The organism is Sporosarcina sp. QA0331, from assembly GCF_055808055.1.
This window is the reverse complement of the sequence record NZ_CM147850.1, coordinates 3,499,610-3,525,208: the sequence shown is the minus strand read 5'-3', so window position 1 is coordinate 3,525,208 and position 25,599 is coordinate 3,499,610. Positions and strand designations below refer to the sequence as shown.

The window sequence follows — 25,599 nt, the reverse complement described above, 5'->3', positions numbered from 1 at the left end:
GTTTGTTTCCTCCTCGTGTGCTGAGCACACATTGTGTTACTATCCTTGCTCAAGTCTTGAAGCGGTCAAGCATTACACCGTGACCATCACGATGAACAAAAATAATTCTCTTTTATCATAGCAGAGCTTTTTTGGCAATGCAAGTGAAAAAGTTTTTTTATTAGAAAAATAAGTTCAAAATTTGGTACACAATTGCGGCAAGTGCAGCTGAAATCGGCATGGTGATTACCCACGTGATGACGATCTTCTTCGCGACTCCCCATTTAACGCCTCTCACACGTTGCGCAGAGCCGACACCCATGATAGCGGATGAGATGACATGCGTTGTGCTGACAGGCAAATGAATAAGCGTTGCCCCAAAAATAATCATGGCGGAGCTCAAATCGGCTGCGGCACCGTTGACCGGCCTGATTTTCATAATCTTACCGCCAACCGTCTTGATAATCTTATAACCACCGATTGATGTCCCGAGTCCCATCGCAGTGGCAGCAGCAATCCGGACCCAAAGTTGGATGTCATCGCCTGTCTGCAATTGCGCGGCGATCAATGCCATCGTAATGATACCCATCGCTTTTTGGGCATCATTCGTCCCGTGCGTGAATGATTGCAGGGCCGCTGTTCCTATTTGCAAATAACGGATACGCTTATTCGCCTTGAATAAATTACGATTCTTCAATAATACCTTGAACAGCGACATCATGAGGAATCCGCCCACGATTGCGATGAAAGGGGATAGTAGAAGAGCCTCCATGATTTTGATAAAACCGCCATAATTCAAAATGCCGAACCCTGCCGCAGAAATGGCAGCGCCGGCAATCGAACCGATCAACGCATGCGATGAACTTGACGGAATTCCGTAATACCAGGTGATCAAGTTCCAGGCAATCGCTGCAGTGAGGGCTGCCAAAATGACGAGCGATCCATTATCTAATGCAAACGGATCAACAATGTCTTTGGAAATGGTCTTTGCAACCCCGGTAAATGTCAAAGCACCGATAAAATTCATAATTGCGGCCATATAGATGGCTGTCCGCGGCTTCAATGCACGTGTCGATACCGATGTCGCGATGGCATTCGCAGTGTCATGAAAGCCGTTGATGAAATCGAATGCAAGCGCAAAAACAACGATTGCTATCGTGAGAAACAATATCATATCCATAACTACTTACTCCTTACGCGTTTCGCATGATGATTGTTTCAAGTGTGTTTGCCACGTCCTGGCAATGGTCCGCAATCTCTTCGAGAAGTTCATAAATATCCTTGAACTGGATAATGCGAATCGGATCCTTTTCGCGGATGAACAGCTGCTTGATTGACGTACGGAGAACTTCATCACAAATGCGCTCATATTCTTTAATTAAAACAGCATGATCCCGCATTTGGACTAACTTCTTCTTCGCCAGCAACTCCATTGCCTTGACGATTTCATCGGAACTTTTCACGATGTTATCCATGAATTTCTGCACATACTCATCAATTTCCGTAAGTGAGAACATTTCCAGATTTGCCGCGAAATGCTCGATACCGTCTAGGATATCGTCCATTTTAATGGCCAATTGCAAAATATCTTCCCGCTCAATCGGCGTCATGAAGGAAATGTTAAGCTTAGAGATAAGATCATGAATCAAATCATCGCCTGCAGTCTCATACTCCTTTAATTTGATGCTTACTTCCTTCAAGTCTGCTACTGATGTCACTTTATAGTCATTCGCATAGTGCATCGCTTCCTTAACATGCTCTGCAATCTCCAAAAGAGCTGCGAAAAAAGGGTCGGTTTTACGTGGACTGAACATTTTAAAGCCTCCATCCGTTTCCGGAATCAATTTTTAGTAGTCCTATCATAGCAAAAAAAAATAAAAATAAGTACTGAAACAGATTAAAATTTCTTTGTGAAAGTTACAATTTAGTTGAATTTTTATGTCGGAAATATTTTAAAAATATTTCCAAGAATATTGAAACTTTATTACTCATTGACCGTATGTATAATAGAATTCAAATAGGAGAAGGCGAGGTGAGAAGATGGAAGTGTTCGGAATGCCGGTTATCAATGTCTATTTGACCGTTCTTATCATCGCGGGATTAGCAACCGTGCTGTACATTTTCTTCAGTGATATTGCAGAAGGAGTAGGCGATGCGAGCCCGCTTTTGGACCCAGCGGTCATTCTTGCATTCATTTCATTTACATCTGCAGTCGGTTATATTTTGGAGTTAACGACAGAATGGAATCATTTGCTGATCTTCATCATTGCACTTGGAGCGGCAACCGCATTGGACTTCCTTCTATATTTCTTCGTACTCCTTCCATTGAAATCTGCGGAAGTATCGCTTGCCTACACGGATGACTCACTCACGGGCCAAGTCGGAAAAGTTATCGTTCCGGTACCGGTCGACGGTTTCGGTGAAATCATAATCGAAACGGTGAATGGCGTCATTTCGAAAAGGGCCGCAGGGTATGAAAACAAAGCGATCGACTACGGAAAAGAAGTACTGATCATCGAAGTAAGGGAAGGGACGTTCATTGTGAAGGAATATGAGCCTTTCCGTTTCAAGTGATCAAAGGAAAATCATTTATTTAAGGGGGAATCAGAATGGCAGGATTATCAGGTATGCTAATTGTCATCGGGATTGTCGTGTTTATTTTGCTCGCTGTCATACTCGTCTACATTTCGAAGTATAAGACAGTCGGACCAGATGAAGCGTTAATCGTTACAGGAAGTTATTTAGGGTCGAAAAATGTACATACGGATGACTCGGGCAACCGGATTAAAATCATCCGTGGCGGAGGAACATTCGTCTTCCCGGTGTTCCAACAATCGGAACCGCTCAGCTTACTTTCAAGCAAATTAGAAGTAACGACGCCAGAAGTGTACACGGAACAAGGTGTTCCAGTTATGGCCGACGGAACTGCCATCATTAAGATCGGTGGATCGATTTCTGAAATCGCGACGGCAGCGGAGCAGTTTTTAGGAAAATCGAAAGCCGACCGCGAAAATGAAGCGAAAGAAGTGCTGGAAGGACATTTGCGTTCTATTCTAGGATCTATGACGGTCGAAGAGATTTATAAAAACCGTGATAAGTTCTCTCAGGAAGTGCAACGTGTCGCATCGCAAGACTTGGCTAAAATGGGGCTTGTCATCGTTTCATTCACAATTAAAGATGTTCGCGATAAAAATGGCTACCTGGATTCACTCGGTAAACCGCGTATCGCTCAAGTGAAACGCGACGCCGACATTGCAACAGTTGAAGCTGAAAAAGAGACGCGCATTAAAAATGCGGAAGCGTCGAAGGAAGCGCAGAAAGCTGAAATCGAACGTGCTACAGAAATCGCGGAAGCGGAGAAGGAAAATCAGTTGAAAGTCGCTGACTACCGCCGTGAGCAAGATATCGCAAAAGCGCGTGCCGACCAAGCGTATGAACTTGAATCCGCTCGTGCGAAGCAGGAAGTTACAGAGCAAGAGATGCAAGTTCGCATCATCGAGCGTCAAAAGCAAATCGAGTTGGAAGAAAAAGAGATTTTGCGTCGTGAGAAGCAATACGATTCCGAAGTTAAGAAGAAAGCGGACGCGGACCGTTACGCAATCGAGCAAAACGCAGCTGCGGATAAGTCCCGTCAAATGGCAGAAGCAGAAGCAGAGAAGTACCGTATCGAAGCGCGTGCAGCTGCTGAAGCTGAAAAAATCCGCCTTGACGGTTTAGCAAAAGCCGACGCACAACGCGCACAAGGTGAATCGGAAGCAGACGTCATTCGCCTGAAAGGTCTTGCAGAAGCTGAAGCGAAACGCAAGATTGCAGAAGCATTCGAGCAATACGGCCAGGCAGCTGTGCTTGATATGATCGTCAAAATGATCCCTGAATACGCGAAACAGATCGCTAGCCCACTTTCGAACATCGATAAAATTACTGTTGTCGATACGGGTGGCGGCGAAGGCAGCGGTGGTGCCAATAAAGTGACATCGTATGCTACGAATTTAATGTCAACACTACAAGAATCATTGAAAGCCTCCTCAGGCATCGACGTAAAAGAAATGATGGAAAGCTACGTCGGTAAAAACAATCTTCGCCCAAGTATCGACAACTTAACAGATGAGCTTCGTTCAACGAAGCCAACCGCTGTAAAGCCGAAATCGGTAGAAGAGGAATAAGAAGTCGGCACCCCAACCCCGCTCAGGAGGTTGGGGTGTATTTATTTGTCAAAGGCGTTTAGCAGAACAAGGAAATTGTTCCGGAAGTATGGCCCCACGTCCAAAGAGAATCCTCCCGCGTCCAAAGAGAATCCTCCCGCGTCCAAAGCAAGCCGTCCCGCGTCCAAAGAGAATCCTCCCGCGTCCAAAGCAAGCCGTCACGCGTCCAAAGTCTACCACTATCTTAAGAATATCTTCATTTTTCTCCTCACTCCCCCTTAAGAATCTCTCCGTACAATGGGAAACAGTTATTACGTTGGAGGAGGAAATCATGATACAAGTTCAGGAATTGACGCATTCATTCAAAATTGGCAAGAAAGGCAAGGAGAGGCAGGTGCCGGTATTAAAGGGGCTGTCCTTTGCAATCAATGAAGGAGAAATCGTTTCGATTGTTGGCCGAAGTGGGTCCGGGAAATCGACGTTGCTTCATATTTTAGCAGGATTCCTTAAACCGGATGCTGGCATCATTCAAATCGGCGATGCCCGGACATCCGCGTTTAATGAGGCGGAAAGTGCGAAGTTCCGTCTCGGCCATTTCGGCTTCATCTTTCAAAACTTCCAGCTTATGCCGGGCCTCACGGCATTTGAAAATGTGGAGCTGCCATTGAAACTAGCTGGTGCAACTAAAAAGGAACGCAAGCAAAAAGTCCGCCAGCTTCTTCAGCTTGTCGGCCTTACAGACGTTCAAGATCATTATCCGAATGAATTATCAGGTGGGCAGCAACAGCGGGTGAGCATTGCGCGTGCTCTCATCACGGATCCACCAATCATCTTTGCAGACGAGCCGACGGGGAGCCTCGACTCGGAGACGGAGCAGGACATCTTGCTGCTCATCCAATCGCTGAATAAATCACGTGGCATTACGTTCATCATCATTACGCATGATGACACGGTGGCGGAAACAGCGGACCGTATTTACCGCATGCATGACGGTGAATTGACAGAAGGGGGTGTCGGACATGCAATTTAACGATCAAATCGATTTCGTAAGGCAGCATATCAAAAAAAATAAACTGCGCGTCTTCATGACAATTCTTGCCGCAACGATGGGAACAGCATTTCTGATCGTCCTTGCATCCGTCGGGTTCGGCATCCATGACACGATGCGAAAAGAAATACTCGATAACCGATTGGTGAACCAAGTTGAAGTGTACTCAAGCGAGATGGATCAATCGAAAGTGGAAGAACTGAAACAACGTGACCATGTGAAAGCGGTCGTTTTCCGCCAGTCTGTAAGCATCAATCAGCAAACTGAGCTAGATGGGTTCATCGGCAGTCATAGCATGACGGTTACGGAATTTCAGGAGGAAGCAAAAGTGGGCTTCGCTTTACAAGAAGGGCGCTTGCCGGAGAATAAAAATGAAGTTGTTGTCGGCAGTCATTTCGCAGAAAACCTGATCGAACCAGAAGCAGGTGACGGTGATCAAGAAGCGGAACCGACAACTTATAAAGAGTCGCTTATTGGTAAGCAACTCACATACAAAATGGGATTGTATGAAGAAAAAGAGCTGTTCCCAGAAGAAACAACATTGACGATCGTCGGCATCGCGAAAGAACCGGCGAAAGATTGGGTCATGGATACAAACATTTATGCGGACGCGGCAATCATGCCGGAGTTGAATCAAATTTACATTAGCCACGTTGAAGATACGGACAGCCAGTTATTCTATGGAAATGTCAATGTCTATGCTGAAAATCTAGAGAACGTGACAGCTGTCAGTAAAGCGCTTAAAGACGAAGGATATTCTGTCTACTCCATAGCCGATCAGCTCGAACAACTCGATGTCTTCTTTCTTGCATTCAAAGCAGGCCTCGTCTTTGTCGGCACGATCGCAATCTTAATTGCATCGATCGGAATCTTCAACACGATGACGATGGCTGTAACGGAGCGGACGCGTGAAATCGGTGTTATGAAAGCGATCGGAGCAAGTCCGAAACTGATTCAAAGACTGTTCCTCATGGAGAGTGCCTGGATTGGCATAGTAGGAACAATCATTGCAGTCGCAATTTCTTACGGTGTCAGTTTCATCGCCAATTTAGTTTTGCCGATCATCGTTTCTGCCGCACTCGGAGAAGAGGAATTTACTAACCTGGATATTACTTTTTCCATTATTCCATGGCAACTTGTCATTATCGCATCTGCCATCAGCATTACTGTCGCTATGGTTTCCGGTTGGCGTCCAGCTCGCAAAGCGACAAAAATTGATGTCATTCAGGCGCTTAGACAGGAATTGTAAAAGAAAGTATATTCTATTTATTAAAAAAAGGATTGTAGAAGTTCCCTGCATTCTCCGTTATAATGAGAAAAACACGCGAAAAAAGTCGAAACCTGTAAAACGGAGGATGCTATGGGAACAACTCGAAACCCTTCACAGCGACAAGCAGATGGCCAATACCCCGTTCTTCGGATGACATCAGGACAGATTATGCTTATCGGACGATGGGATAACGTTGCGGAAGCCCTCTTTTCATTGAATGAAGGGGGATCTTTCTGTGCCCAATACAACCCTGATAACACGATTGTCGAAACGTATACATTATTGGATGGAGAAGTGGATATCGAATACCGCGATACTCGTATAAAAATGAAAGTCGGGGAGACGCTTGACGCTTCCTGCTACGACAAGATCGTCACATTTTACGGAACATCTGACGCAGAAATACTTATGAAGATGGATGCTGACTTCTATGAACAATTATTCTTTGAAACGTTGACATTGCAAAACGAAATGGATGCCGTTTCGAGTGTTGACGGCTATACGTATCATCATTGCGACCGTATCAGACAATATGCCATCGAAGTGTGGAAACGAATGGAACTCCCGAAAAGCAGACTCAAATTGCTGCGGTGGGGTTCTTACTTCCATGACATTGGCAAGCTCGCGATTCCACTTGAGATTTTAAATAAACCCGGAAAGCTTACGCCGGAGGAATGGGAAACGATGAAATCCCACTCCTTGATAGGTGCGGACATGATGCGTGCCCATCCAGTAGAGTGGCTGAAAGAAGCCGCATTCATCGTTGAGCAGCATCACGAACGTTATGACGGCAAAGGCTATCCTTATGGATTAAAAGGAGACGAAATCTCCATCGAGGCCGCCATCGTCTCAGTCGTAGACGCCTTTGATGCGATGACAACAGAACGCGTCTACAAACAAGCGTTAACAGCGGAGGAAGCACTTGCTGAACTGAAAAAGGGCAAAGGGACACAGTTTCATCCGGTAGTTGTGGATAGATTTATAGAAATAATTCAAGAAATGAAATTACCTGGTGCTTAAAGACTTGGATTCAACTCCGAAAAGGTGCATGATAGTAGAGGAAGTATTTAATTATTCATATGTGAAAGGCGGAGGGAACATGGAATACCGTATCGAGCATGACACATTTGGAGAAATCAAAGTACCAGCGGATAAGTTATGGGGTGCGCAGACACAGCGGAGCAAGCAGAACTTTAAAATCGGTGGAGAACGCATTCCCCTTGGCGTCATTCGTGCATTCGCCCATTTAAAAAAATCGGCAGCGATTGCGAGCAACTCATTTGGCAATCTATCTGATGCGAAAATGAAAGCAATCGTCGCAGCTGCAGAAGAAGTAATTGAAGGCAAATGGGATGACCATTTCCCGCTCGTCGTCTGGCAAACTGGCAGCGGCACACAATCGAACATGAATATGAACGAAGTGCTTGCGAACCGAGGCAATCAGCTGTTAGAGGAATGGGGCGAGGAAGAGCGCCTTCATCCGAATGACGATGTGAATAAATCACAAAGCTCTAACGACACATTCCCGACAGCATTGCATGTCGCGGGTGTCATTGCGGTAGAGCGTGAATTGCTGCCATCCTTGCAAGTGTTGAAAGAAACACTCGGCAAAAAATCCGATGAGTTCATGGACATCATCAAAATCGGTCGTACGCATTTGCAAGACGCGACGCCGCTCACATTAGGCCAAGAAATTAGCGGCTGGCATCGCATGCTTGAGAAAACGGAAAAGATGTTGAATGAAAGCGTCCAATCGATGAAAGAACTTGCTATCGGCGGAACTGCAGTCGGAACAGGGTTGAATGCACCGAAAGGATTTGGAGAGAAAGTCGCTGAAGAAATTTCGAAATCAGTAGGCATCCAATTCACATCGGCGGCAAATAAATTCCATGCCCTTACTAGCTATGACGAAGTCGTCTATACGCATGGTGCAATGAAGGCACTTGCGGCAGATTTGATGAAAATCGCGAACGATGTAAGATGGTTAGCGAGCGGCCCACGTTCAGGGATCGGCGAAATTACGATTCCTGAAAATGAACCAGGCAGCTCCATTATGCCAGGCAAGGTGAATCCGACACAAAGTGAGGCACTCACAATGGTCGTTGCACAAGTGATGGGGAATGATGCGGCAATCGGATTTTCCGCTAGCCAAGGAAACTTCGAATTGAATGTATTCAAGCCGGTCATCATTTACAACTTCTTGCAATCTGCAAAGCTGCTTGCAGACGGTATGCGCAGCTTCAATGATAATTGCGCGGTCGGAATCGAACCGAACCGGGAAGAGATTGATAGCAAAGTGAAAAACTCGCTTATGCTCGTAACGGCTCTAAATCCGTATATCGGCTATGAAAATGCGGCGAAAATCGCAAAGACGGCACATAAAGAAGGCACTACGTTGAAGGAAGCAGCATTGAAAACTGGATTATTAACGGAGGAACAATTTGACGAGTATGTCGATCCTTCGAAAATGATCGGACGGTAATATGTACGAAGAAAATTGTCCATACTGCCATTTGACCGCGGATCCTGAGCAGCAAATCATTTTTGAGACAGAAACATGCGCTTATATTCAGAAGCCTTCCGAGCAAAAAGTGTTGGAAGGCAGCGGCTTAATTGTGCCGAAACGGCATGCGGTCGACGTATTTTCATTGACGCCAGAAGAATGGCGTGATACGCAGAAGTTGCTACTGAAGGCTAAAGCTTATTTGGAAGAGCGTTATGACCATGAGGGCTATACAGTCGGCTGGAATACAGGCGAAGTGGGCGGGCAATCGATTCCGCACGCCCATCTGCATGTCATTCCACGGTTTTCGGATGAGCCGTTAGCCGGCAAAGGCATCCGTTATTGGATCAAACAGAAAGAAAATAAACGCGATGTAATGTCCACAAAGTTGTAACCTACTCCGCGCCATTTTTCGCTATGATGGAAGGACAAGTAATCCTAAAAGGAGCCGACATGAATGAAGAAACTTATGCCACTCATGCTAATCTTGATTCTTATTCTTTCCGCTTGCGGAGATAAGGCGCAGCAACATTCTGAAGAGGAACATATGGAAGTGGGCCATGAAAAACATTTGCCGAATGGGGATTTGCAGGAAGTGACCGAATCAGCAGCAGTGCTGCCGAAGTTTTTGGATGACAAGTCTGAGGATATGCGCCTCGTCTACCAAGTGGCGGCTTCAGCATCGGATGTTCTTTCCTATATGCCTTGCTACTGTGGATGTGGCGAAAGTGCGGGGCATGGCAACAACTTGAATTGCTTCGTCGATGAAATCCGCGAAGACGGATCCGTTGTCTGGGACGACCACGGAACGCGCTGTCTCGTCTGCCTAGAAATTGCCGTAAAATCAGTGCAAATGAAACAAGACGGTAAAACGATGAAGGAAATCCGTGAATTCATCGATGAAACATACAAAGAAGGCTACGCAGAACCGACAGATACGCCAATGCCTGCATGAAGAAAAATGTTCCATCCTTTCCGGATGGAGCATTTTTTCATTTTCACGCATAAACTCAAGAAAAGACGCATAAATCATTATAGATGATCATAAATCTTAAAAATAGCTCATAAATGCTCTTATGAACGCATAAATCTTTTTATTACAAATATAACCAACAACTTATTTTTCTGAATATGTTTTTACCACTTTAATTTTTCTTCAAAACATCGTATGCTGTGGGAGAGAATTGAATGCTCCTATTTCGTTCTACATGAGGAGAGATATAATGGTCTTTGAAGGGAATAATAAAATCAGAAGAAAGATCTATCAGACCATCGATGGGATGACTGATGACGAATTCAATAGAACTCCATCAACTGGAGGTTGGTCTCCGAAGCAAATCCTAGAGCATCTTGCATTGATGGAAACATATATAGCTTCAAAAATATCAGGAGAATTAAAGAATCCGAATAGCCAAAAAGCCTCCAAGAAAATCATCGTCCTATCTGGAAGCTTGCTCGTTAAAGAAAATCTCCCTTTGCAAACGCAACCGACCGATACGTACAAATCGATTGCAGAAATCAAAGAAGAGCTTCATAATTCAAGAATTTATTTGCTCGATGTCTATGATGGCAGCTGCAAGGAGCATTTACGCGAAAAGTCCTTTAAGCATCCGAATCTAGGTTTGATTCCTTTAGAACAATGGTTTCCGGTCGTTGGATTGTACGAAAAATGCCATTTGAAGCAATTGAAAAGAACGATTGATGAATTGCGAATAAACGGCTACTCAATAGAGGCGGCTGAATAAGGAAAGTCCCCAAAACGCTATTACGCTTGGGGACTTTTTTTATCGAATATACACATCACTCACCAACAAATCCTTTACAACATCAGTCGGGATTTCAAATGTAACAACACCCATATACCCAGGGGCAACTTCATATTTATCGAACGAAATGACAAGCTTTTGATCATCCGTAATATAGAAGTTCTGATCAGGCTTAATCGTTGTAAATCCTTCTGTGTACTCATCGTCAATGAAATAAGATATCATCTCATCTTCAGCCATTTGCCTTTCCATCTCGTCTGCGATATAAGCATTAATCGCTTCGATATACGTATCATCTTTGAACAGACTCGGCAACGTAATCAAAACTTGATCGACTTTATCGATTGTGTCGTATCTCATCGTTGTTGATGACGATGCAACTGTGTTCACTTGATAGCGCATGATCGAAAGGATCCGGTCATTATCCGTCAATACTTCATAACCAGCATCAACGCCAAGATGACCGCCGCCAAGTTCGTCCATCTCAGCCATCTCCTTCTCGAATTGCTCGAAAAGCTCCTTGTTCTCTTTCGCATACTTTTCATTCAACGCTGCTTGCAATTCTTCGTCCTCTAATCCGGTAATGATAGGAGTCGCTACGTCTGCTTGATAACTACCTTCATCGACAGTATATTGTTGTACAGTGAACACTTCTACGATTGATCCTAGAATAGGTATGTCTGCCATTGACTTAGCGAATGCTGGACTGACATTGACGCTGCCTATGAAAAGAGCCGCCGCTGCAGCAACTCCGATCAAGCTATTCCTAAAAACCGGACGTTTCTTTTTGCGTTTCATTTTCGCTTCATGTATAGAAGCCCTCACAACTCGATCCAACTCTTCGGGAATCTCAATATTCTCATAATTGTTCTTCAATTTATCCATCTTACTCATACGCTTGCTCCTCTCCCATTTCAACACGCAATTTCCGCAAAGCTGCATACAGCCTCGTCTTCACCGTATTAAGATTATCTCCAGTAATCTCGGCAATTTCCTCGAGTTTCAAATCCTCAAAAAAACGCAGAATAATAATTGTTTTATACAGTGGTGGAAGTTGTTCGACCGCTTCTTGCAAATCTAAATCGCTCAATTCATTTTTCGAAGCAGGTAAATGGCTTTCCAAAATTTCGTCTTCCATAATGGACACCCGCTCATGTTTCCGGATGAAATCAATGGCGGTGTTGACGATGATCCGGTACAGCCATGTCTTCAAATAATTCACTTCATCCAGTTTATCGATGGAACGAAGAGCTTTGAAAACCGCTTCCTGCACAATATCAAGCGCATTCTCTTTGTTTTTTACATAACTATAGGCTAATCGATAATAGGCTTGTTGATTTTCGATAATATATCTTTCTACCAGTTCGAACTTTTCATCTTTTGTCATGACAATCGGTCACCTTCTCTATAAATAACGTATCGCGATCACGTCTCAATAGTATGGACGGATATGGAGGTAAAAAAGTTTGGTATGATCTATTTTGGATGCAAAAGCAAGCAGCAAAAGGCGACATTTCATTCAAAATCGAACGAAATGTCGCCTTTAATTATTAATTATGGCCCTTTTCAAGAACTAGTTTTAGACCAAAGCCAATTAGTAGGGTTCCTGTAATTCCTTCAATACTATTTTGTATTTTAGGCTTTTTCATAAACGTACTAATATGATTAATTAAATAGACGTAAAGTATAGACCAGACCGCAGTCAATACAGTATAAATGATACCCATTATGAGAAAAGGAAACAAAGTATTGCTATCTGAGTTAACGAATTGAGGGAAGAGGGTTAGGAAAAGAATAGCGATCTTGGGATTTAGGATATTTGTAAGGAACCCTTGCTTCAAACAAGATGAGCTTACAATTTTGCTATTTGTATTCATCTCGACGCTTGTGGCTTCTTTCTTTTTCTTTAGAGACCATAATGTTTTAACGCCCATATAAAGTAAGTACACAGCACCGATATATTTGAAGACAGAAAAGAATAAGGCTGATTTCATAATGATGGCTGAAAGTCCAAGTACTGCAGCAGAAGTATGAATAAGAAGGGCGCTACAAATACCTAAAACTGTTGTAAGTCCACCGACTTTCCCAGCAGTAATTGTGTTTTTTGTAGTAATTGCAATATCAGGGCCAGGTAAGATGATAAAAAATATGCACATAAGGATAAACAGATATAAGTTTTCCATTCTATTATCTCCTTCCTGCTTATAAGATCTATGAATCTTACACTGCATTATATATGAATAGGGATATTAATTACATACATTTTAATCTTGTTGAACAAACAAGTTTTATCTTGAAGAGCAAAAGCTAAGATCCGCTGGTATCTTTTTGAATCCAAAATTTACACAGTAGTCAGTATGGTATAATTTTTGCAGTGAAATTAATGGAACAGTGGGGAGAGGGCTAATGGGGCTAGTTATTAATTGAACAAGATGGCCATAAAAAAGAGTGAGTAATGTTTATGAAGTGAAAGGTTAAGGCTTAGCAGCATAGTAAAAACCAAAATGAAAAATAGGGAGAGTAAGAAATGAGGGGACGAAATTGAAAAACCATCCATTTGTAGCCTCGTGGAGTGGTGGGAAAGATTCGGCGATGGCGTATTATAGGGCACTTCAAGCTGGCGGAGTCGCAAAACGGGTTTGGACAATGTTCGAAATAGATAAAGAACGATCAAAATCGCATGCGTTGCCTTTGGAAATTATCCAGGCGCAGGCGGACAGTCTCGGTGTTCCTTTGATGATCCGCGGTGCGGACTGGAATGGGTACGAGGAGCAATTTTTAGATGCAATGAAGGAATGTGTAGATGCAGGCATTCCGAACGGCGTTTTCGGAGATATCGACCTAGAGGACCATTTGACCTGGGTAAAAACGGCATGCGCCAAAGTCGGTATGAAAGCAATCCACCCACTTTGGATGGAACCGCGCCGGAAGCTGTTGGAGGAATTCGTAAACGCAGGCTTTGAAGCGTATATTGTTGTCGTGAATACGAAAATGATGCCTTCGAATTTCATCGGGCGTAAATTCACGATCGAATTGATGAATGAGTTGGAGTCGCTTGGCATCGATTCATGCGGGGAATCGGGGGAATTTCATACCGTTGTCGTCGATGGGCCGATTTTTAAGAACCGTGTTCCAATCGTGTTTAAGGAGCAGCATGCACGTGACGGATATGTATTTTTGTCCGTCGGGTTGGAATGAAATAATCAATAAACTGAACCTGCCAACTTAGACAGTTAGCAGGTTTTTGACAATTTGGTGTAAGTTGGTATTTTTCTATTGAAAAACTGCTGTTATGTATTTATAATGAAAAAGTCGCTTATTTGTAAAACTGTATGTGACGAGGATCAACTGAGTTGTATCGCGAAAAGCGCATAAATCGATATTGCCACGCAAAAATCTCTCCAAAAACGCATAAAGCACTTCACTTACGCATAAATCCACTTGTTCACTCATAAACACGTTGAAAAACGAATAAATATCACGATGGCTATGCCTACAAAATAGAAATAGTAAAGGATGTTAGGGGAAGAGAATGAAAGAACGAATGACGGAAACGGAAATCGTCGCTATGATCGAGTCGACCATCCATGCAGTAAACATGGATGTGGAGCTGAAGCAGGAAAGCACAGGCGTCAATATGATGTATGATTTCATAAAAGACAAAGTCATTGTCGATATTGCCCGTGTACAAAAGGCCTGCCGAGAACTCCCCGAACCGATGCCACTGGAAACATATCTTCGCGTGCTGACCATCCATGAGTTGGGGCATGCAATGGACCGCAAAGCCTTGCTCTGCTCGCTTGACCGAACAAAAGAAATCATCTTTATGAAAAAACAAGCCGCTGCAGAAAGACGGCCGACGGATCTACCGTTTATGACGATGGTAATTGAAGAGCATGAAACGGACATCGCCTTCGAAGAAACTGCGTGGGCCAATGCCGAAATATTGAATAGCTTTTTCGAAATCGTCGATGGGGACAGTTTTGAAAAAGTGAAAGAGCACAGCCTATCAACATATCGTGCGGTGTATGAAGCTGATTTAGAAATTTATTATGGATTTATTCGCAAACAAGAGGAATTATTATCTATATAACATCAAAAAAACGCCTGCCTGGTGAATTCAGGGGCGGTTTTTTGGAATGAAAAAGGAGACAGTTCGAATCCATTTCCTTCTACTCATTCATCTTCTACATCAATTAAGAAGATTCTCTCATCAAATCCTCCACGCTTTTCCGCTTTTTGTAGACGGACTTTCTCCAACTCATCAAAGCTAGATCCATGGGCAACAGCAGCTGCGTGGAACAACTCTAATAAATCGGCCAATTCCTCTAACGCATCCTCCGCTGTTTCTGCTGCTTCATACTCAGCGAGTTCCTCATGCATTTTCCTGTTAATTTCAATTGTGAACTCATCATCGTTCATAATGCGAGTCGTGCAAGTTTTCCCTGAAGTTTCTATGATTTGAGGAATCAAGTCACGGACGAGTTTGTTATAGATTGGCATTTACTATACGCCCCCCTGGTGTCAAATTCCATAATGTATCATGTATTTCTTCTTTTCGTTTGCCTGTGAAATTATGAATGCCAGTTCAGCAAGCTCATCGGATTCCTTGAAGAATTTAGAAGTCGTAACTATATCATAAAATAAAGATAATGATTCTGGTGGAATAATTGTTATTCCGCAATAGGCTAAACCGTTTTCTGGACGGTTCAATGAATGATGGAAGGTTTTCATTACCGATAAATGTACATATATACTATTGATCGTATCATCATCCACTGAAATGCAATTAAACTTCTGTGGATTATATTGTTCATAGTTGTAAGTAGCATCCAGATTATCAATTATACCGAATTCATGCACACAAGGCATAGACATTTCCCTTTCTATAAGCGCACTTTGACTATTTCAGCCTAAGAGGCCAGCCAGCTCCTTTTCCAAAAATGGCTTGACGTTCAGCAAATCCCGAAATGCTTCGTACTTGGCGAATCCTTCAGCAGTCGGTTTTTTTCCTGTTTTATAAGCACGGATCAAAATATTCTTCGGCGTATGCTCCATATCGATGAATTCGAGCAGTTGTGCATCATATCCGACGAGCGTCAAGAGTTCAGCGCGGATGGAGTCTGTTGCAAGAGCCGAGAAGCGTTCTTTAATAAGCCCGTGCTGCAACATGACTTCGAGAGCAGGGGATTGAATTTGTGAGAACAGTTCGTGCTGGCAACAAGGGACGCTTAAAATTACTTCGGCTCCCCATTTGACAGCACGGGCAAGTGCCATATCTGTTGCAACGTCGCATGCATGCAATGTGACGACCATATCGACAGACGTTTCTTCGTTATAGTCATTAATATCACCGACGAGGAATTCAAGTTGTTCGTATCCCAGATCTTTTGCAATTAGGTTGCATTCTTCTATAACTTCCTTTTTCAGATCAAGCCCGGTTACACGAATGTCTAATCCTTTTTCGATATGTAAATAATGATAGAGGGCAAACGTCAAATACGATTTGCCGGAGCCGAAGTCCAAAATACGGACGGGACGGTCTTTCGGCAAGTGAACGAGCGCGTCATCAATAAATTCAACGAAGCGATTGATTTGACGGAACTTATCGTATTTCTGCTTCTTCACCTTTCCTTCAGGAGATTGCACGCCGAGACGCATAAGGAAAGGATAGGGAGTTTCGTCGTCCAATAAATAATTCTTTTTCCGATTATGCGACAAATCAACTGTTTTCGTCGTAGCCGTTTTCTCACCTTTCCAGGAAACTTTGAACTTTTTCGTTAACTGGATATGGACTTTTTCATCCGCAAATTCCGCATGCATTTGTTTAAATTGCTCCAATAATTGTTTGAGAACTGGCTGAATATCTGGAATTTTTATATTTTCATGTTTCAAAATGCGTTCGTAGTGATATTCAAATTGAATATGGACTTCTTTTTTAATTTCCACAGGCTTCAGTTTCACTTTTTGCAAGCCAGTCGATTTATAACGGGGCTGACTAATTGTCCCTTGGATGAACGTCCCTTCCTGGATACGGCGGACGATTTCTTCTACTAGTTCTTCAAATTGCATAATGATGGACCTCTTTTCGTACAAATATGTACATATAACAATACAACAAGGGATTAGCATTTGGCTAATCCCTTGCAGTAAGACACGTTTATGCGTGATTTATCCGATTTATGATCTTTTCTACGGACTTATGCGCCGTTAATCTCGTTTTTGCGCATATAGAACGGTTTATGCGTGAATAAATGGGTTTATGTGCTTTTGGAACAGTTTATGCGTGATTTGCCCGTTTAGTTCTTTATTTAAGCGTAAATCCTTTCTTCGCCAAGAAGTCTTTCATAAATGCTCGTCTTGGTGCGGAAAGGAAGTCGGCCATCTGCACGGACCAAGCTGTATCTTTCTGGTTCGAGCCGCGGTTTAAGTAATAGTCGTGCATTGTTTGATTATAGGCTGGCAGGAGCTCATCGTATTTGGCAGCATTGTAGCTGTTCTCATGGATAATCGCTTCGATCGGCAATCGCGGTTTCACTTCGTTCGCTTCGTCAGGAACGCCGATCGACATGGCGAACATCGGCGCGACGCCGTTCGGGAGTTCTAATAGGTCGCTAATTTCTGCCGGGGCGTTGCGGATGCCTCCGATATAACAGATGCCGTATCCTTTCGATTCTGCTGCGATGGCGACGTTTTGGGCGAAAAGCGCTACATCGATGGCGCCGACAAGCATGTTTTCTGCATGTGTATAATCGATTCCCTTGCCGTGAAGTGCAGCCGCTTTTTCCAAACGGCAATAATCTGCACAAAATATTAGAACGGCTCCCGCGGTTAGAAATTGCCTTTTATTACTGGCCAGTTCCGCAAGTTGTTCACGTTTCCCCTGATCCGTTACATGAATGACGGAATAGGCTTGGACGAAATGGGAGCTTGCCGCGTGCTGGCCTGCATGGACCAGTTCTTGGACGTCTTCCTTTGAAAGGGGAATGTCCTTGTATTTTCTAACGGATGCGTGTGATGTCAATAATTCGATGACCATATGTATCCCTCCAAAAACATGTTATTCAAATTATGCGAATATATTCATGTTACACTACTCGAAACGCATAGAAAAGGGGTGTGCTCATGGGGTGGTTTGAAGGTATATCATTAACGACGACATTGCTCGTTCTGATTTTAGTCGTCATTCCAATATCCTTTGCCATTTATCTTTATTTTTACGACAAACGGCAGAAGCAACATGCTATTCTGCGGAATTACCCGGTCCTCGGACGGATGCGGTATATGCTTGAGAAGACGGGACCTGAGCTGCGTCAATATTTATTCAATGCTGACCATGAAGGAAAGCCATTCAATCGGGAAGAATATTTGCATATGGTGTTGCCTGGGAAGTATTTGAATAGCATTATCGGTTTTGGATCAAAACGTAATTTCGAAGAAGCTGGCTACTACATCCGCAATGCACTGTTCACGAAGCAGAATGAGGAAATGCGTGTCGATAATGATGGGCTGATTAATACGATACGCTACCGTATCGATGAAGACAATTTGTTCTCTCGAAAAGAGCATCGGGAGGAAATACCAGCACTGCCCTGGCTGTTGCCCGAAGAGGATGCGATTGTCATCGGGCCGAACTGTGAGCATCCTTTCCACGTCCGGAGCTTGCTCGGTCAATCTGGCATGAGCTATGGGGCGCTCGGTGAAAATGCCATCTCTGCTTTGTCGAAAGGGATCGGGATGGCGAAAGAAGCTTGGATGAATACTGGAGAAGGTGGACTTTCCCCTTATCATTTGGCCGGTGATGCTCATATCATTGCGCAAATCGGATCGGGACTATTCGGATTCCGCACGGAGGAAGGGGAATTCAGCTGGGAGCGCCTCCGTGAAAAGGCGGAAATCCCTCAAGTGAAAGCATTTGAAATTAAAATGGCACAAGGCGCGAAAATGCGGGGAGGTCATGTTGAAGGGGAAAAAGTGACGGAAGAGATTGCAAAGATCCGAAATGTCGTCCCTTATACAACAATCAACAGTCCGAACCGCTTCAAGCAGTTCTCTGATTACCCGACCTTATTTGATTTTATCGAACAAATTAGAGACCGTGGCGGCAAGCCTGTCGGGATCAAGATAGTCATCGGCGGGAAAGAGGACGCGGAGGAGCTTGCATCGTTCATGCACGAGACGGGCAAAGGTCCGGACTTCATTTCCTTGGATGGAGCGGAAGGAGGATCCGGTGCGACGTATCAGGATTTGGCGGACAGTGTCGGATTGCCGCTCAAATCGGCACTCGTCATATTGGATGATGCACTGCGAAAATATGAAGTGCGGGACCAAGTGAAAATCATCGCTTCCGGGAAAATAACGACGCCGGATAAAGCTGCAATCGCTTTGGCGATGGGAGCCGATCTTGTCCAAATTGCTCGGGGTTTCATGATTTCAGTCGGGTGTATTATGGCTGAGCGATGCCATACGAATGAATGTCCAGCGGGAGTGGCGACGACAGATAAAAATTTGCAAAGAGGACTTGTCGTAGAGGAGAAGAAATTCCGCGTCACAAATTATATTTTGACGATGCGTGAAGGGTTATTTAGAATCGCGGCTGCAGCCGGACTCGATTCTCCGACAAAATTCGATCGCCATCATGTCGTTTACAAAGATGAAAGGGGACGTGTTTTCCCCGTTGAATAAACTGTTTGAGTCGTTTCGCCTAATTGGTGGAACGGCTTATTTTGATGTAAAATACCTAAGACACCTTCTGAATTTTGTGATAATATGTAAATAACTATAGATTTATAGAAAGGGGTTAGATGGATGTCTTTGTTGAGTAAAACGGTTGGCGAGGTCGTAAGGGATTGGGCAAAAGCATTGCCAAAACAAGAGGCCTATGTGTATCCGGAGCATGGAATTAGAAGTACTTATGAAGAGTTTGATCGAGAGACAGATGAGCTGGCGAAGGCATTCATCGGGATGGGGATCAAGCGCGGGGAGCATATCGCCATTTGGTCCGATAACAAACCGCAATGGTTGTTGAGTCAGTTTGCAACAGGGAAAATGGGGGCTGTCCTCGTTACGGTGAATACGAATTACCAAGCGAAAGAACTCGAATATTTGTTGAAGCAATCAGATGCGACGACGTTAATACTAGACGAAGGATTTAAAGGGACGAGTTATATCGACATTATCCGTTCGATCTGTCCAGAATTGCTAGATAGTAAAGATGGTGTCGTTTCCAGTGAAAAGCTGCCTAAATTGAAAAGAATCATTCTTATGTCGGATCGTGAAGAATCCGGGATTTATAAATGGTCGGAATTTCTTGCCCATGCAGAAGGCATTTCAGACGAAGAATTGGCTGAGCGGGAAAAAAGCATGTCGCCTGATGATGTCATTAACATCCAATACACGTCAGGGACAACAGGATTTCCGAAAGGTGTCATGTTGACGCACCATAATATTGTGAATAACGGTAAGATCATCGGAGATTTTATGAAATTGACGGAGAAGGACCGTCTATGCATACCTGTACCGTTCTTTCATTGTTTCGGAGCCGTTTTGAGCAATTTGGCTGCAGTAACACATGGTTCGACAATGGTCATCCTTGAGCAGTTCCATCCCCTTCGTGTATTGGAAGCGGTCCAAGAGGAGAAATGTACAGCTCTTAATGGCGTGCCGACAATGTTTATTGCCGAATTGAATCATCCGGATTTCAAGAAATTCGATACATCGACATTACGGACTGGGATTATGGCGGGCTCCACTTGCCCGATTGAAGTAATGAAACAAGTGATTCACGATATGGGTGCAGAGGAAATTACGATTTGCTATGGACAGACGGAAGCGTCACCGGTCATTACACAGACGCAAACTGATGATCCGATTGAAAAGCGCGTATCCACTGTCGGAAAGCCGCATCCATTTGTCGAAGTGAAAATTATCGATCCAGTGACGGGAGACGAGATGCCTGTCGGTAGTCCTGGCGAGCTATGTACACGCGGATATCATGTGATGAAAGGGTATTATAACAATGAGGAAGCGACGCGTGAGGCGGTCGATGAGGATGGTTGGCTCCGCACCGGAGATATCGCCATCATGGACGAGGATGGCTATATCGATATTACAGGCCGAATAAAAGACGTGATTATCCGCGGGGGTGAAAACATCTATCCACGTGAAGTGGAAGAATTTCTTTACACCCATCCAGGAGTATCAGACGTTCAAGTTGTCGGAGTGCCGGATCCGAAATACGGAGAGGAATTGATGGCATGGATTATCCCGAAAAAGGGGTCTTCCATTGACGAGGAAGCTGTACGTTCATTTTGCCAAGGAAGTATTTCATACCATAAAATTCCGAAATATATTAAGTTCATTGACGAATATCCGATGACTGCGTCAGGGAAAATCCAGAAGTTCAAACTTCGTGATATGTCGATTGACGAATCATTGAGTCATCAATTGTAAGATTCTCCACAGAGCAACAGGTGAAGGAATGCGAACTTCCTCCACCTGTTTTTTTAATAGGGGATTGGAGTTCTTTGTATGAAATCGGTAAGTAAGCACATTCTAAAGGGAGTTACGGAATCAGTCATAAAGAGTTGATTCGAGTGATCCGTCTGCGTGGTAGATAGCCAAGATTCCATTATGTTCATTGACGTACGGCTTCGCTTTTTCAAGCAGGTCATCTTTTGTGTCCTCTTTGAAGATTGCGCGTTCGCCATTTTCTTTTATAAGAATCCAATCTTCGTCACGTGCTTTCGCTTCATATTTTGCGCGACCGGAGTTATCGCCATGTACGTACTCCCTTGCTTTAGCTGTCGCAATGGAAATCGCTCGGCCCTCTTCATTCCCTTCTCGCAATAATGCATTCGCTATTTCGATTGCCTTATTACGTACTTCAGGCTCAAAGTTTTTAAAGGAATCGGGATAATCGTTTTTATTCCAAGGCATCAGGAATCGCCTCCTTACGCAGATATTCCCGTTTTTTAGCAAGAGTAAACTTCTTACATTCGAAATTATTTCAACTATGTTGTCGAAATATGTGCATTTCCCGGGAAATGTGTAGGAAATGAGATGAACTTTGCTGAAATTCAATATTATAGGAAAAATGAATGGATTTTTAAAAAGGTGATTTTTAATTGACGAAAAGGTGTTATTATATAAAAAAATGAAGCGGGAGGGGAAAGTATGTCTAATGATTTTTATCAATTGATTGCCATTATTGTATATATGGTGGCGATGCTCTTCATCGGATGGTACGCATATAAGAAAACAACGAACTTGAACGATTACATGCTAGGCGGTCGTTCACTCGGACCTGCTGTCACTGCACTGAGCGCCGGCGCCGCAGATATGTCCGGCTGGTTGCTTATGGGACTCCCAGGAGCCATTTACGCTGTTGGACTAACAGAAGCTTGGATTGCAATCGGTTTAACATTAGGCGCATATTTAAACTGGCTTCTCGTAGCGCCAAGACTTCGCGTGTATACGCAAGTGTCGAGCGACTCTATTACGATTCCAAGTTATTTGGAAAGTCGGTTGAAAGATAAGTCAAGACTGCTGCGGATTGCTTCAGGTATTATTATTCTTGTATTCTTTACGTTTTATGTCTCTTCGGGTATGGTTGCTGGCGGTAAGTTTTTCATGAGTTCGTTCGGACTGAATTATCATTCCGGAATGCTGATCGTTTCGGCTGTCGTTATTGCGTATACGCTTTTCGGAGGTTTTTTGGCCGTGAGCTATACCGATTTTGTACAAGGTCTTACAATGTTCTTTGCACTATTATTAGTTCCGATTATCGGTTTGACTTTGACAGGAGGATTTGCGGAAACGGCTGCAAGCATCAGAGAAGTGAATCCGGACATGCTCAGTCTTGTGAAGGGGGCCACAGTAGCTGGTGTTATTTCATCCATTGCATGGGGGCTCGGCTATTTTGGACAACCACATATTATCGTCCGTTTCATGGCGATCAAGTCGGTAAAGGAAACAAAAAGTGCACGCCGAATCGGAATTGGCTGGATGGCTCTGAGCTTATTCGGTGCTATCGCAACCGCGCTCGTTGGGATTGCTTATTACCAACAAAATGCAGGTGCTGAATTGGTCGATGAGGAAACTGTATTTATTGCATTAGGACAAATCATTTTCCACCCATTCATTGCAGGAATCATGCTTGCGGCAGTACTTGCGGCTGTTATGAGTACGATTTCTTCGCAGTTGATCGTCACATCATCGGCCCTTATTGAGGATTTGTATAAGGCAATCATCAAGTCGGATGCGACAGATAAGCGATATGTGTTCTTGGGCAGGATGGCAGTGCTTGTCGTTTCCTTAATCGCTATGGCGCTTGCATGGCCAAACAATGAATCAATCCTGAAGCTCGTTTCATTTGCATGGGCTGGCTTTGGAGGAGCGTTTGGACCGATCATCTTACTGTCTTTATATTGGCGTAAGCTGACAGCGACGGGCGCATTATGGGGAATGGTGGCAGGTGCAATCACTGTCGGTATTTGGGGCACCGTCGACGCGCTGTCAGATAGTCTATATGAAATCGTCCCTGGATTCCTAATCTGTCTAGTCGTAACATATTTCGTCAGCTTGATGACGTATCGTCCGAACGCGGAAATCGACAAGGAATTCTATGACGCAATGGTTTTATTGAAAAAAGAAAGATAATGGAAACGGCCTCCTGCGTATGTAGCGGAGGTCGTATTTTTTTGGATATGGTAATCTATTCTTAAAAGGGGGAACTCGTAGATGAAACTTGATCATGTTGTTTATTTCACATCGAAAAGTCCTAATGAAATTGTTGAAGAGCAAAAGAAGGAAGGGAAACATGCTGTCATCGGCGGCAGGCATGAAAAGTGGGGGACCCATAATGCATTACTATATGTGAAAAATGCTTATGTGGAATGGCTATCCGTAGAGCGCGCCGAATTTGCGGCGCAAGTGGACCATCCGTTGACCCGCTTGCTGCTTCATGATTTGAAGGACAAGGATGGATGGGGCACAATATGTTTATCCGTAACAGATATTGAGCAATTTAATGAGGACATTACAAACAAAGGTTTTGCGACTTCCGGCGTGTTGAATGCAGAGCGCCGGACAGCCGTTGGAGAGTTGAAAAAATGGAAAATGCTATTTGTCGACCAACCGATTTCCGGTGAACTGCCATATCCTTTTTTCATCGAGTGGGAAACGCCTGAAGAGATTCGTTTCGAGCAGTTGCGCGCTGAAGGTGTATTGACTGCTGAAAATGAGGAGATGGAGATTCGGGAGTGCATTTTTGGTGTTGAAGATCCATTGCGGGACACTGGAGAATGGGCAGTGTTACTTTCGCAGAAGGTCGGAGATTCAAATGACATTTCGATTGGGAATGTCCGGTTGCGGTTCGTCGAACAAGAAGGCGGGAAAGACCGGTTGCAGGAAGTCGTCATTCGTTAATTGAAGAAAGGGGTTTTTTAGTGGATATATTGGTAGAATATGCGGTTCTTGTCGGAGTGCAGGAACAGAATGATGAGCATTTTGAATACGAAATGGAAGAGCTTCGAAATTTGGCGGAGGCAATCGATGTGAAAGTAGTTGGTAGCGTAACGCAAAACTTGGAGCGCAGACATTCGACAACTTATGTCGGAAAAGGGAAGATCGCAGAAATTAAGCGTTTTTATGAAGAGACAGATGCAAATCTGATCATTTTCAATGATGAGCTTTCACCGTCCCAAATTCGAAATTTAGAACAAGAGCTTGAAGTGAAGGTTATTGACCGGACAATGCTCATCCTCGATATATTTGCGAGACGGGCTCGTACGCATGAAGCAAGGATGCAAGTTGAATTGGCGCAGCTACAGTATACATTGCCGCGTCTCGTCGGATTGCGCGCTTCCTTGGGAAGGCAAGGCGGAGGAACCGGTGGAGGTTTCCAAAACAAGGGGGCTGGGGAGACGAAGCTCGAGCTCGATCGTCGGAAAATCGAAGACCAAATTTCGAAGCTGCGCAAGGATCTCGACCATGTACGCGATCGGCGTGATACACAGCGGAAACAACGGAAGAAAAGCGGCATACCGGTCGTATCAATTGTCGGTTATACGAATGCGGGCAAATCAACGTTAATGAACGCGTTGCTGCGAAAAATGGATGATGAAAATACGAAGCAAGTGTATGAAGAGAATATGCTTTTCGCAACGCTTGACACTTCTGTGCGGCGTTTAGTGTTTGCCGACAATAAGGAATTCCTCTTGACAGATACGGTAGGCTTCGTTTCAAAGCTGCCCCATCACTTGGTCAAAGCATTCCGCTCCACTTTAGAAGAAGCGCGCGGAGCAGATCTTCTTCTGCATGTCGTCGACGTTTCGAATCCTGAATACCGTTATATGATGGAAGTGACGAATGAGACGTTGCATGACGTCGGCGTTGAGAATATTACAACTATCAATGTATACAATAAAGCAGACTTAGCAGGAGTTCCGTATCCACGCGAAACCTCGGATAGCGTTTGGATTTCGGCTAAAGAGGCAGCAGGCTTGGATGAACTGCTTGATTTAATCAAGAAAAAAGTCTTTGAACAATACATCACTTGCAAGCTGCTCGTTCCGTTTGATCGTGGAGATGTCGTTTCGTATTTGAATGACAAAGCGAATGTAAAGAAGACGGAGTACGAAGAAGAGGGCACATTGATGACCGTCGAGATGGATGGATCTGAAAGAGTGAAATTCGAGGAGTTTATTGTTAGTCATTAACGAAAAGCGGAAGGCGCCTGCATAGCAAAGGTTCGCAGTCTAAGAACGCCGCGTCCTGATAGTGCCTTAATTTCTGCAAAGCACACAGAAATACGGCAAATCGAACCCTTCGTAGTTCGATTGGCAACGACTGCATTACCGGCATCCTGCCGGCCTCAAGCATAAGGTGAA

Annotated in this window: 27 protein-coding genes; 16 read left to right on the top strand and 11 right to left on the bottom strand. The window is 44.0% G+C overall.

Annotated features, from left to right (window positions below):
- Window positions 1–160 precede the first annotated feature (160 nt).
- Window positions 161–1,159: an anion permease gene (locus AC0L13_RS17840; RefSeq protein WP_473641982.1), complete on the bottom strand. Its 999-nt coding sequence runs from the start codon at window positions 1,157–1,159 to the stop codon at window positions 161–163.
- Between the two features lie 13 nt (window positions 1,160–1,172).
- On the bottom strand, window positions 1,173–1,793 hold the full coding sequence (locus AC0L13_RS17835) for a DUF47 domain-containing protein (protein ID WP_473641980.1): 621 nt from the start codon (window positions 1,791–1,793) through the stop codon (window positions 1,173–1,175).
- Between the two features lie 226 nt (window positions 1,794–2,019).
- On the opposite strand from AC0L13_RS17835, the gene AC0L13_RS17830 reads away from it, so the two are divergent.
- Both AC0L13_RS17830 and AC0L13_RS17825 read left to right on the top strand, forming a co-directional pair.
- Complete coding sequence (locus AC0L13_RS17830) at window positions 2,020–2,553, top strand: NfeD family membrane protein (RefSeq protein ID WP_440499100.1); 534 nt, start codon at window positions 2,020–2,022, stop codon at window positions 2,551–2,553.
- Window positions 2,554–2,588: 35 nt separating this feature from the next.
- Window positions 2,589–4,142, top strand: coding sequence for a flotillin family protein (locus AC0L13_RS17825; protein ID WP_473641977.1), 1,554 nt, complete (start codon window positions 2,589–2,591; stop codon window positions 4,140–4,142).
- Window positions 4,143–4,183: 41 nt separating this feature from the next.
- Here AC0L13_RS17825 and AC0L13_RS17820 read toward each other — a convergent pair whose 3' ends face one another.
- Window positions 4,184–4,309, bottom strand: a complete 126-nt coding sequence (locus AC0L13_RS17820) for a hypothetical protein (protein WP_473641975.1) — start codon at window positions 4,307–4,309, stop codon at window positions 4,184–4,186.
- 143 nt (window positions 4,310–4,452) lie between these two features.
- Between AC0L13_RS17820 and AC0L13_RS17815 the strand changes: the two genes are divergently transcribed.
- The 7 genes from AC0L13_RS17815 (at window position 4,453) to AC0L13_RS17785 (ending at window position 10,687) form a co-directional block, all read left to right on the top strand.
- A complete protein-coding gene (locus AC0L13_RS17815) occupies window positions 4,453–5,151 on the top strand; it encodes an ABC transporter ATP-binding protein (protein ID WP_473641973.1) in 699 nt (232 codons plus the stop codon).
- The gene (locus AC0L13_RS17810) at window positions 5,141–6,418 is read left to right on the top strand and encodes an ABC transporter permease (RefSeq protein WP_473641971.1); all 1,278 of its coding nucleotides are present in this window, start codon (window positions 5,141–5,143) and stop codon (window positions 6,416–6,418) included. Before AC0L13_RS17815 ends, AC0L13_RS17810 begins: the two co-directional genes overlap by 11 nt.
- Window positions 6,419–6,529: 111 nt before the next feature.
- Window positions 6,530–7,459 (top strand): HD-GYP domain-containing protein, encoded by a 930-nt coding sequence (locus tag AC0L13_RS17805; protein ID WP_473641969.1) that lies wholly within the window; start codon window positions 6,530–6,532, stop codon window positions 7,457–7,459.
- Window positions 7,460–7,538: 79 nt separating this feature from the next.
- Window positions 7,539–8,921, top strand: coding sequence for a class II fumarate hydratase (gene fumC / locus AC0L13_RS17800; protein WP_473641967.1), 1,383 nt, complete (start codon window positions 7,539–7,541; stop codon window positions 8,919–8,921).
- Window position 8,922: 1 nt separating this feature from the next.
- A complete protein-coding gene (locus tag AC0L13_RS17795) occupies window positions 8,923–9,336 on the top strand; it encodes an HIT family protein (protein WP_473641965.1) in 414 nt (137 codons plus the stop codon).
- Between the two features lie 63 nt (window positions 9,337–9,399).
- Window positions 9,400–9,897, top strand: coding sequence for a PCYCGC motif-containing (lipo)protein (locus tag AC0L13_RS17790; protein ID WP_473641963.1), 498 nt, complete (start codon window positions 9,400–9,402; stop codon window positions 9,895–9,897).
- Between the two features lie 268 nt (window positions 9,898–10,165).
- The gene (locus AC0L13_RS17785) at window positions 10,166–10,687 is read left to right on the top strand and encodes a DinB family protein (protein ID WP_473641961.1); all 522 of its coding nucleotides are present in this window, start codon (window positions 10,166–10,168) and stop codon (window positions 10,685–10,687) included.
- Window positions 10,688–10,726: 39 nt separating this feature from the next.
- On the opposite strand, the gene rsiV is transcribed toward AC0L13_RS17785, so the two are convergent.
- The 3 genes from rsiV to AC0L13_RS17770 all read right to left on the bottom strand — a co-directional run bounded on the left by rsiV (window position 10,727) and on the right by AC0L13_RS17770 (window position 12,891).
- Entirely contained in the window at window positions 10,727–11,602 is an 876-nt protein-coding gene (gene rsiV, locus AC0L13_RS17780) for an anti-sigma-V factor RsiV (protein ID WP_473641959.1), read from the bottom strand.
- Complete coding sequence (locus tag AC0L13_RS17775) at window positions 11,595–12,095, bottom strand: RNA polymerase sigma factor (RefSeq protein WP_473641957.1); 501 nt, start codon at window positions 12,093–12,095, stop codon at window positions 11,595–11,597. Before AC0L13_RS17775 ends, rsiV begins: the two co-directional genes overlap by 8 nt.
- Window positions 12,096–12,258: 163 nt before the next feature.
- Complete coding sequence (locus AC0L13_RS17770) at window positions 12,259–12,891, bottom strand: LysE family translocator (protein ID WP_473641955.1); 633 nt, start codon at window positions 12,889–12,891, stop codon at window positions 12,259–12,261.
- 358 nt (window positions 12,892–13,249) lie between these two features.
- Between AC0L13_RS17770 and AC0L13_RS17765 the strand changes: the two genes are divergently transcribed.
- Both AC0L13_RS17765 and AC0L13_RS17760 read left to right on the top strand, forming a co-directional pair.
- A complete protein-coding gene (locus AC0L13_RS17765) occupies window positions 13,250–13,906 on the top strand; it encodes a Dph6-related ATP pyrophosphatase (protein ID WP_473641953.1) in 657 nt (218 codons plus the stop codon).
- Window positions 13,907–14,240: 334 nt separating this feature from the next.
- Window positions 14,241–14,801: an integrase gene (locus tag AC0L13_RS17760; protein ID WP_473641951.1), complete on the top strand. Its 561-nt coding sequence runs from the start codon at window positions 14,241–14,243 to the stop codon at window positions 14,799–14,801.
- 83 nt (window positions 14,802–14,884) lie between these two features.
- On the opposite strand, the gene AC0L13_RS17755 is transcribed toward AC0L13_RS17760, so the two are convergent.
- From AC0L13_RS17755 to nfsA, 4 genes are all read right to left on the bottom strand, one after another.
- Window positions 14,885–15,211 carry a nucleoside triphosphate pyrophosphohydrolase gene (locus AC0L13_RS17755; RefSeq protein WP_473641948.1) on the bottom strand — a complete coding sequence of 109 codons (327 nt, stop codon included), beginning with the start codon at window positions 15,209–15,211 and terminating at the stop codon, window positions 14,885–14,887.
- Window positions 15,212–15,232: 21 nt separating this feature from the next.
- On the bottom strand, window positions 15,233–15,580 hold the full coding sequence (locus AC0L13_RS17750) for a short-chain dehydrogenase (RefSeq protein WP_473641946.1): 348 nt from the start codon (window positions 15,578–15,580) through the stop codon (window positions 15,233–15,235).
- Window positions 15,581–15,616: 36 nt separating this feature from the next.
- The gene (locus AC0L13_RS17745) at window positions 15,617–16,780 is read right to left on the bottom strand and encodes a class I SAM-dependent methyltransferase (protein ID WP_473641944.1); all 1,164 of its coding nucleotides are present in this window, start codon (window positions 16,778–16,780) and stop codon (window positions 15,617–15,619) included.
- A 235-nt stretch (window positions 16,781–17,015) separates the two neighbouring features.
- Window positions 17,016–17,747, bottom strand: a complete 732-nt coding sequence (gene nfsA, locus AC0L13_RS17740) for an oxygen-insensitive NADPH nitroreductase (RefSeq protein ID WP_473641942.1) — start codon at window positions 17,745–17,747, stop codon at window positions 17,016–17,018.
- 86 nt (window positions 17,748–17,833) lie between these two features.
- Here nfsA and AC0L13_RS17735 point away from each other — a divergent pair, with 86 nt between their 5' ends.
- The gene (locus AC0L13_RS17735; protein WP_473641940.1) at window positions 17,834–19,393 is read left to right on the top strand and encodes an FMN-binding glutamate synthase family protein; all 1,560 of its coding nucleotides are present in this window, start codon (window positions 17,834–17,836) and stop codon (window positions 19,391–19,393) included.
- Between the two features lie 123 nt (window positions 19,394–19,516).
- Window positions 19,517–21,160, top strand: coding sequence for an AMP-binding protein (locus tag AC0L13_RS17730; protein WP_473641938.1), 1,644 nt, complete (start codon window positions 19,517–19,519; stop codon window positions 21,158–21,160).
- Between the two features lie 120 nt (window positions 21,161–21,280).
- Here AC0L13_RS17730 and AC0L13_RS17725 read toward each other — a convergent pair whose 3' ends face one another.
- A complete protein-coding gene (locus AC0L13_RS17725; RefSeq protein WP_473641935.1) occupies window positions 21,281–21,646 on the bottom strand; it encodes a DUF2188 domain-containing protein in 366 nt (121 codons plus the stop codon).
- Window positions 21,647–21,883: 237 nt separating this feature from the next.
- Between AC0L13_RS17725 and putP the strand changes: the two genes are divergently transcribed.
- The 3 genes from putP (at window position 21,884) to hflX (ending at window position 25,428) form a co-directional block, all read left to right on the top strand.
- Window positions 21,884–23,368 carry a sodium/proline symporter PutP gene (gene putP, locus AC0L13_RS17720; protein WP_473641933.1) on the top strand — a complete coding sequence of 495 codons (1,485 nt, stop codon included), beginning with the start codon at window positions 21,884–21,886 and terminating at the stop codon, window positions 23,366–23,368.
- 81 nt (window positions 23,369–23,449) lie between these two features.
- Window positions 23,450–24,136: a VOC family protein gene (locus AC0L13_RS17715; protein WP_473641931.1), complete on the top strand. Its 687-nt coding sequence runs from the start codon at window positions 23,450–23,452 to the stop codon at window positions 24,134–24,136.
- Between the two features lie 20 nt (window positions 24,137–24,156).
- Window positions 24,157–25,428 (top strand): GTPase HflX, encoded by a 1,272-nt coding sequence (hflX, locus tag AC0L13_RS17710; RefSeq protein ID WP_473641929.1) that lies wholly within the window; start codon window positions 24,157–24,159, stop codon window positions 25,426–25,428.
- The last annotated feature ends 171 nt before the right edge of the window (window positions 25,429–25,599 follow it).

What these genes read in the sequence shown, in the direction of transcription:
- AC0L13_RS17775 (WP_473641957.1), bottom strand. Translation starts at nt 12,095, where the DNA reads ATGACAAAAGATGAAAAGTTCGAACTGGTAGAAAGATATATTATCGAA.
- AC0L13_RS17805 (WP_473641969.1), top strand. Translation starts at nt 6,530, where the DNA reads ATGGGAACAACTCGAAACCCTTCACAGCGACAAGCAGATGGCCAATAC.
- AC0L13_RS17760 (WP_473641951.1), top strand. Translation starts at nt 14,241, where the DNA reads ATGAAAGAACGAATGACGGAAACGGAAATCGTCGCTATGATCGAGTCG.
- AC0L13_RS17745 (WP_473641944.1), bottom strand. Translation starts at nt 16,780, where the DNA reads ATGCAATTTGAAGAACTAGTAGAAGAAATCGTCCGCCGTATCCAGGAA.
- AC0L13_RS17730 (WP_473641938.1), top strand. Translation starts at nt 19,517, where the DNA reads ATGTCTTTGTTGAGTAAAACGGTTGGCGAGGTCGTAAGGGATTGGGCA.
- AC0L13_RS17750 (WP_473641946.1), bottom strand. Translation starts at nt 15,580, where the DNA reads ATGCCTTGTGTGCATGAATTCGGTATAATTGATAATCTGGATGCTACT.
- AC0L13_RS17825 (WP_473641977.1), top strand. Translation starts at nt 2,589, where the DNA reads ATGGCAGGATTATCAGGTATGCTAATTGTCATCGGGATTGTCGTGTTT.
- AC0L13_RS17755 (WP_473641948.1), bottom strand. Translation starts at nt 15,211, where the DNA reads ATGCCAATCTATAACAAACTCGTCCGTGACTTGATTCCTCAAATCATA.
- putP (WP_473641933.1), top strand. Translation starts at nt 21,884, where the DNA reads ATGTCTAATGATTTTTATCAATTGATTGCCATTATTGTATATATGGTG.
- AC0L13_RS17795 (WP_473641965.1), top strand. Translation starts at nt 8,923, where the DNA reads ATGTACGAAGAAAATTGTCCATACTGCCATTTGACCGCGGATCCTGAG.
- AC0L13_RS17770 (WP_473641955.1), bottom strand. Translation starts at nt 12,891, where the DNA reads ATGGAAAACTTATATCTGTTTATCCTTATGTGCATATTTTTTATCATC.
- rsiV (WP_473641959.1), bottom strand. Translation starts at nt 11,602, where the DNA reads ATGAGTAAGATGGATAAATTGAAGAACAATTATGAGAATATTGAGATT.
- AC0L13_RS17790 (WP_473641963.1), top strand. Translation starts at nt 9,400, where the DNA reads ATGAAGAAACTTATGCCACTCATGCTAATCTTGATTCTTATTCTTTCC.
- fumC (WP_473641967.1), top strand. Translation starts at nt 7,539, where the DNA reads ATGGAATACCGTATCGAGCATGACACATTTGGAGAAATCAAAGTACCA.
- AC0L13_RS17830 (WP_440499100.1), top strand. Translation starts at nt 2,020, where the DNA reads ATGGAAGTGTTCGGAATGCCGGTTATCAATGTCTATTTGACCGTTCTT.
- AC0L13_RS17835 (WP_473641980.1), bottom strand. Translation starts at nt 1,793, where the DNA reads ATGTTCAGTCCACGTAAAACCGACCCTTTTTTCGCAGCTCTTTTGGAG.
- AC0L13_RS17715 (WP_473641931.1), top strand. Translation starts at nt 23,450, where the DNA reads ATGAAACTTGATCATGTTGTTTATTTCACATCGAAAAGTCCTAATGAA.
- AC0L13_RS17840 (WP_473641982.1), bottom strand. Translation starts at nt 1,159, where the DNA reads ATGGATATGATATTGTTTCTCACGATAGCAATCGTTGTTTTTGCGCTT.
- AC0L13_RS17785 (WP_473641961.1), top strand. Translation starts at nt 10,166, where the DNA reads ATGGTCTTTGAAGGGAATAATAAAATCAGAAGAAAGATCTATCAGACC.
- AC0L13_RS17810 (WP_473641971.1), top strand. Translation starts at nt 5,141, where the DNA reads ATGCAATTTAACGATCAAATCGATTTCGTAAGGCAGCATATCAAAAAA.
- AC0L13_RS17815 (WP_473641973.1), top strand. Translation starts at nt 4,453, where the DNA reads ATGATACAAGTTCAGGAATTGACGCATTCATTCAAAATTGGCAAGAAA.
- AC0L13_RS17735 (WP_473641940.1), top strand. Translation starts at nt 17,834, where the DNA reads ATGGGGTGGTTTGAAGGTATATCATTAACGACGACATTGCTCGTTCTG.
- AC0L13_RS17725 (WP_473641935.1), bottom strand. Translation starts at nt 21,646, where the DNA reads ATGCCTTGGAATAAAAACGATTATCCCGATTCCTTTAAAAACTTTGAG.
- nfsA (WP_473641942.1), bottom strand. Translation starts at nt 17,747, where the DNA reads ATGGTCATCGAATTATTGACATCACACGCATCCGTTAGAAAATACAAG.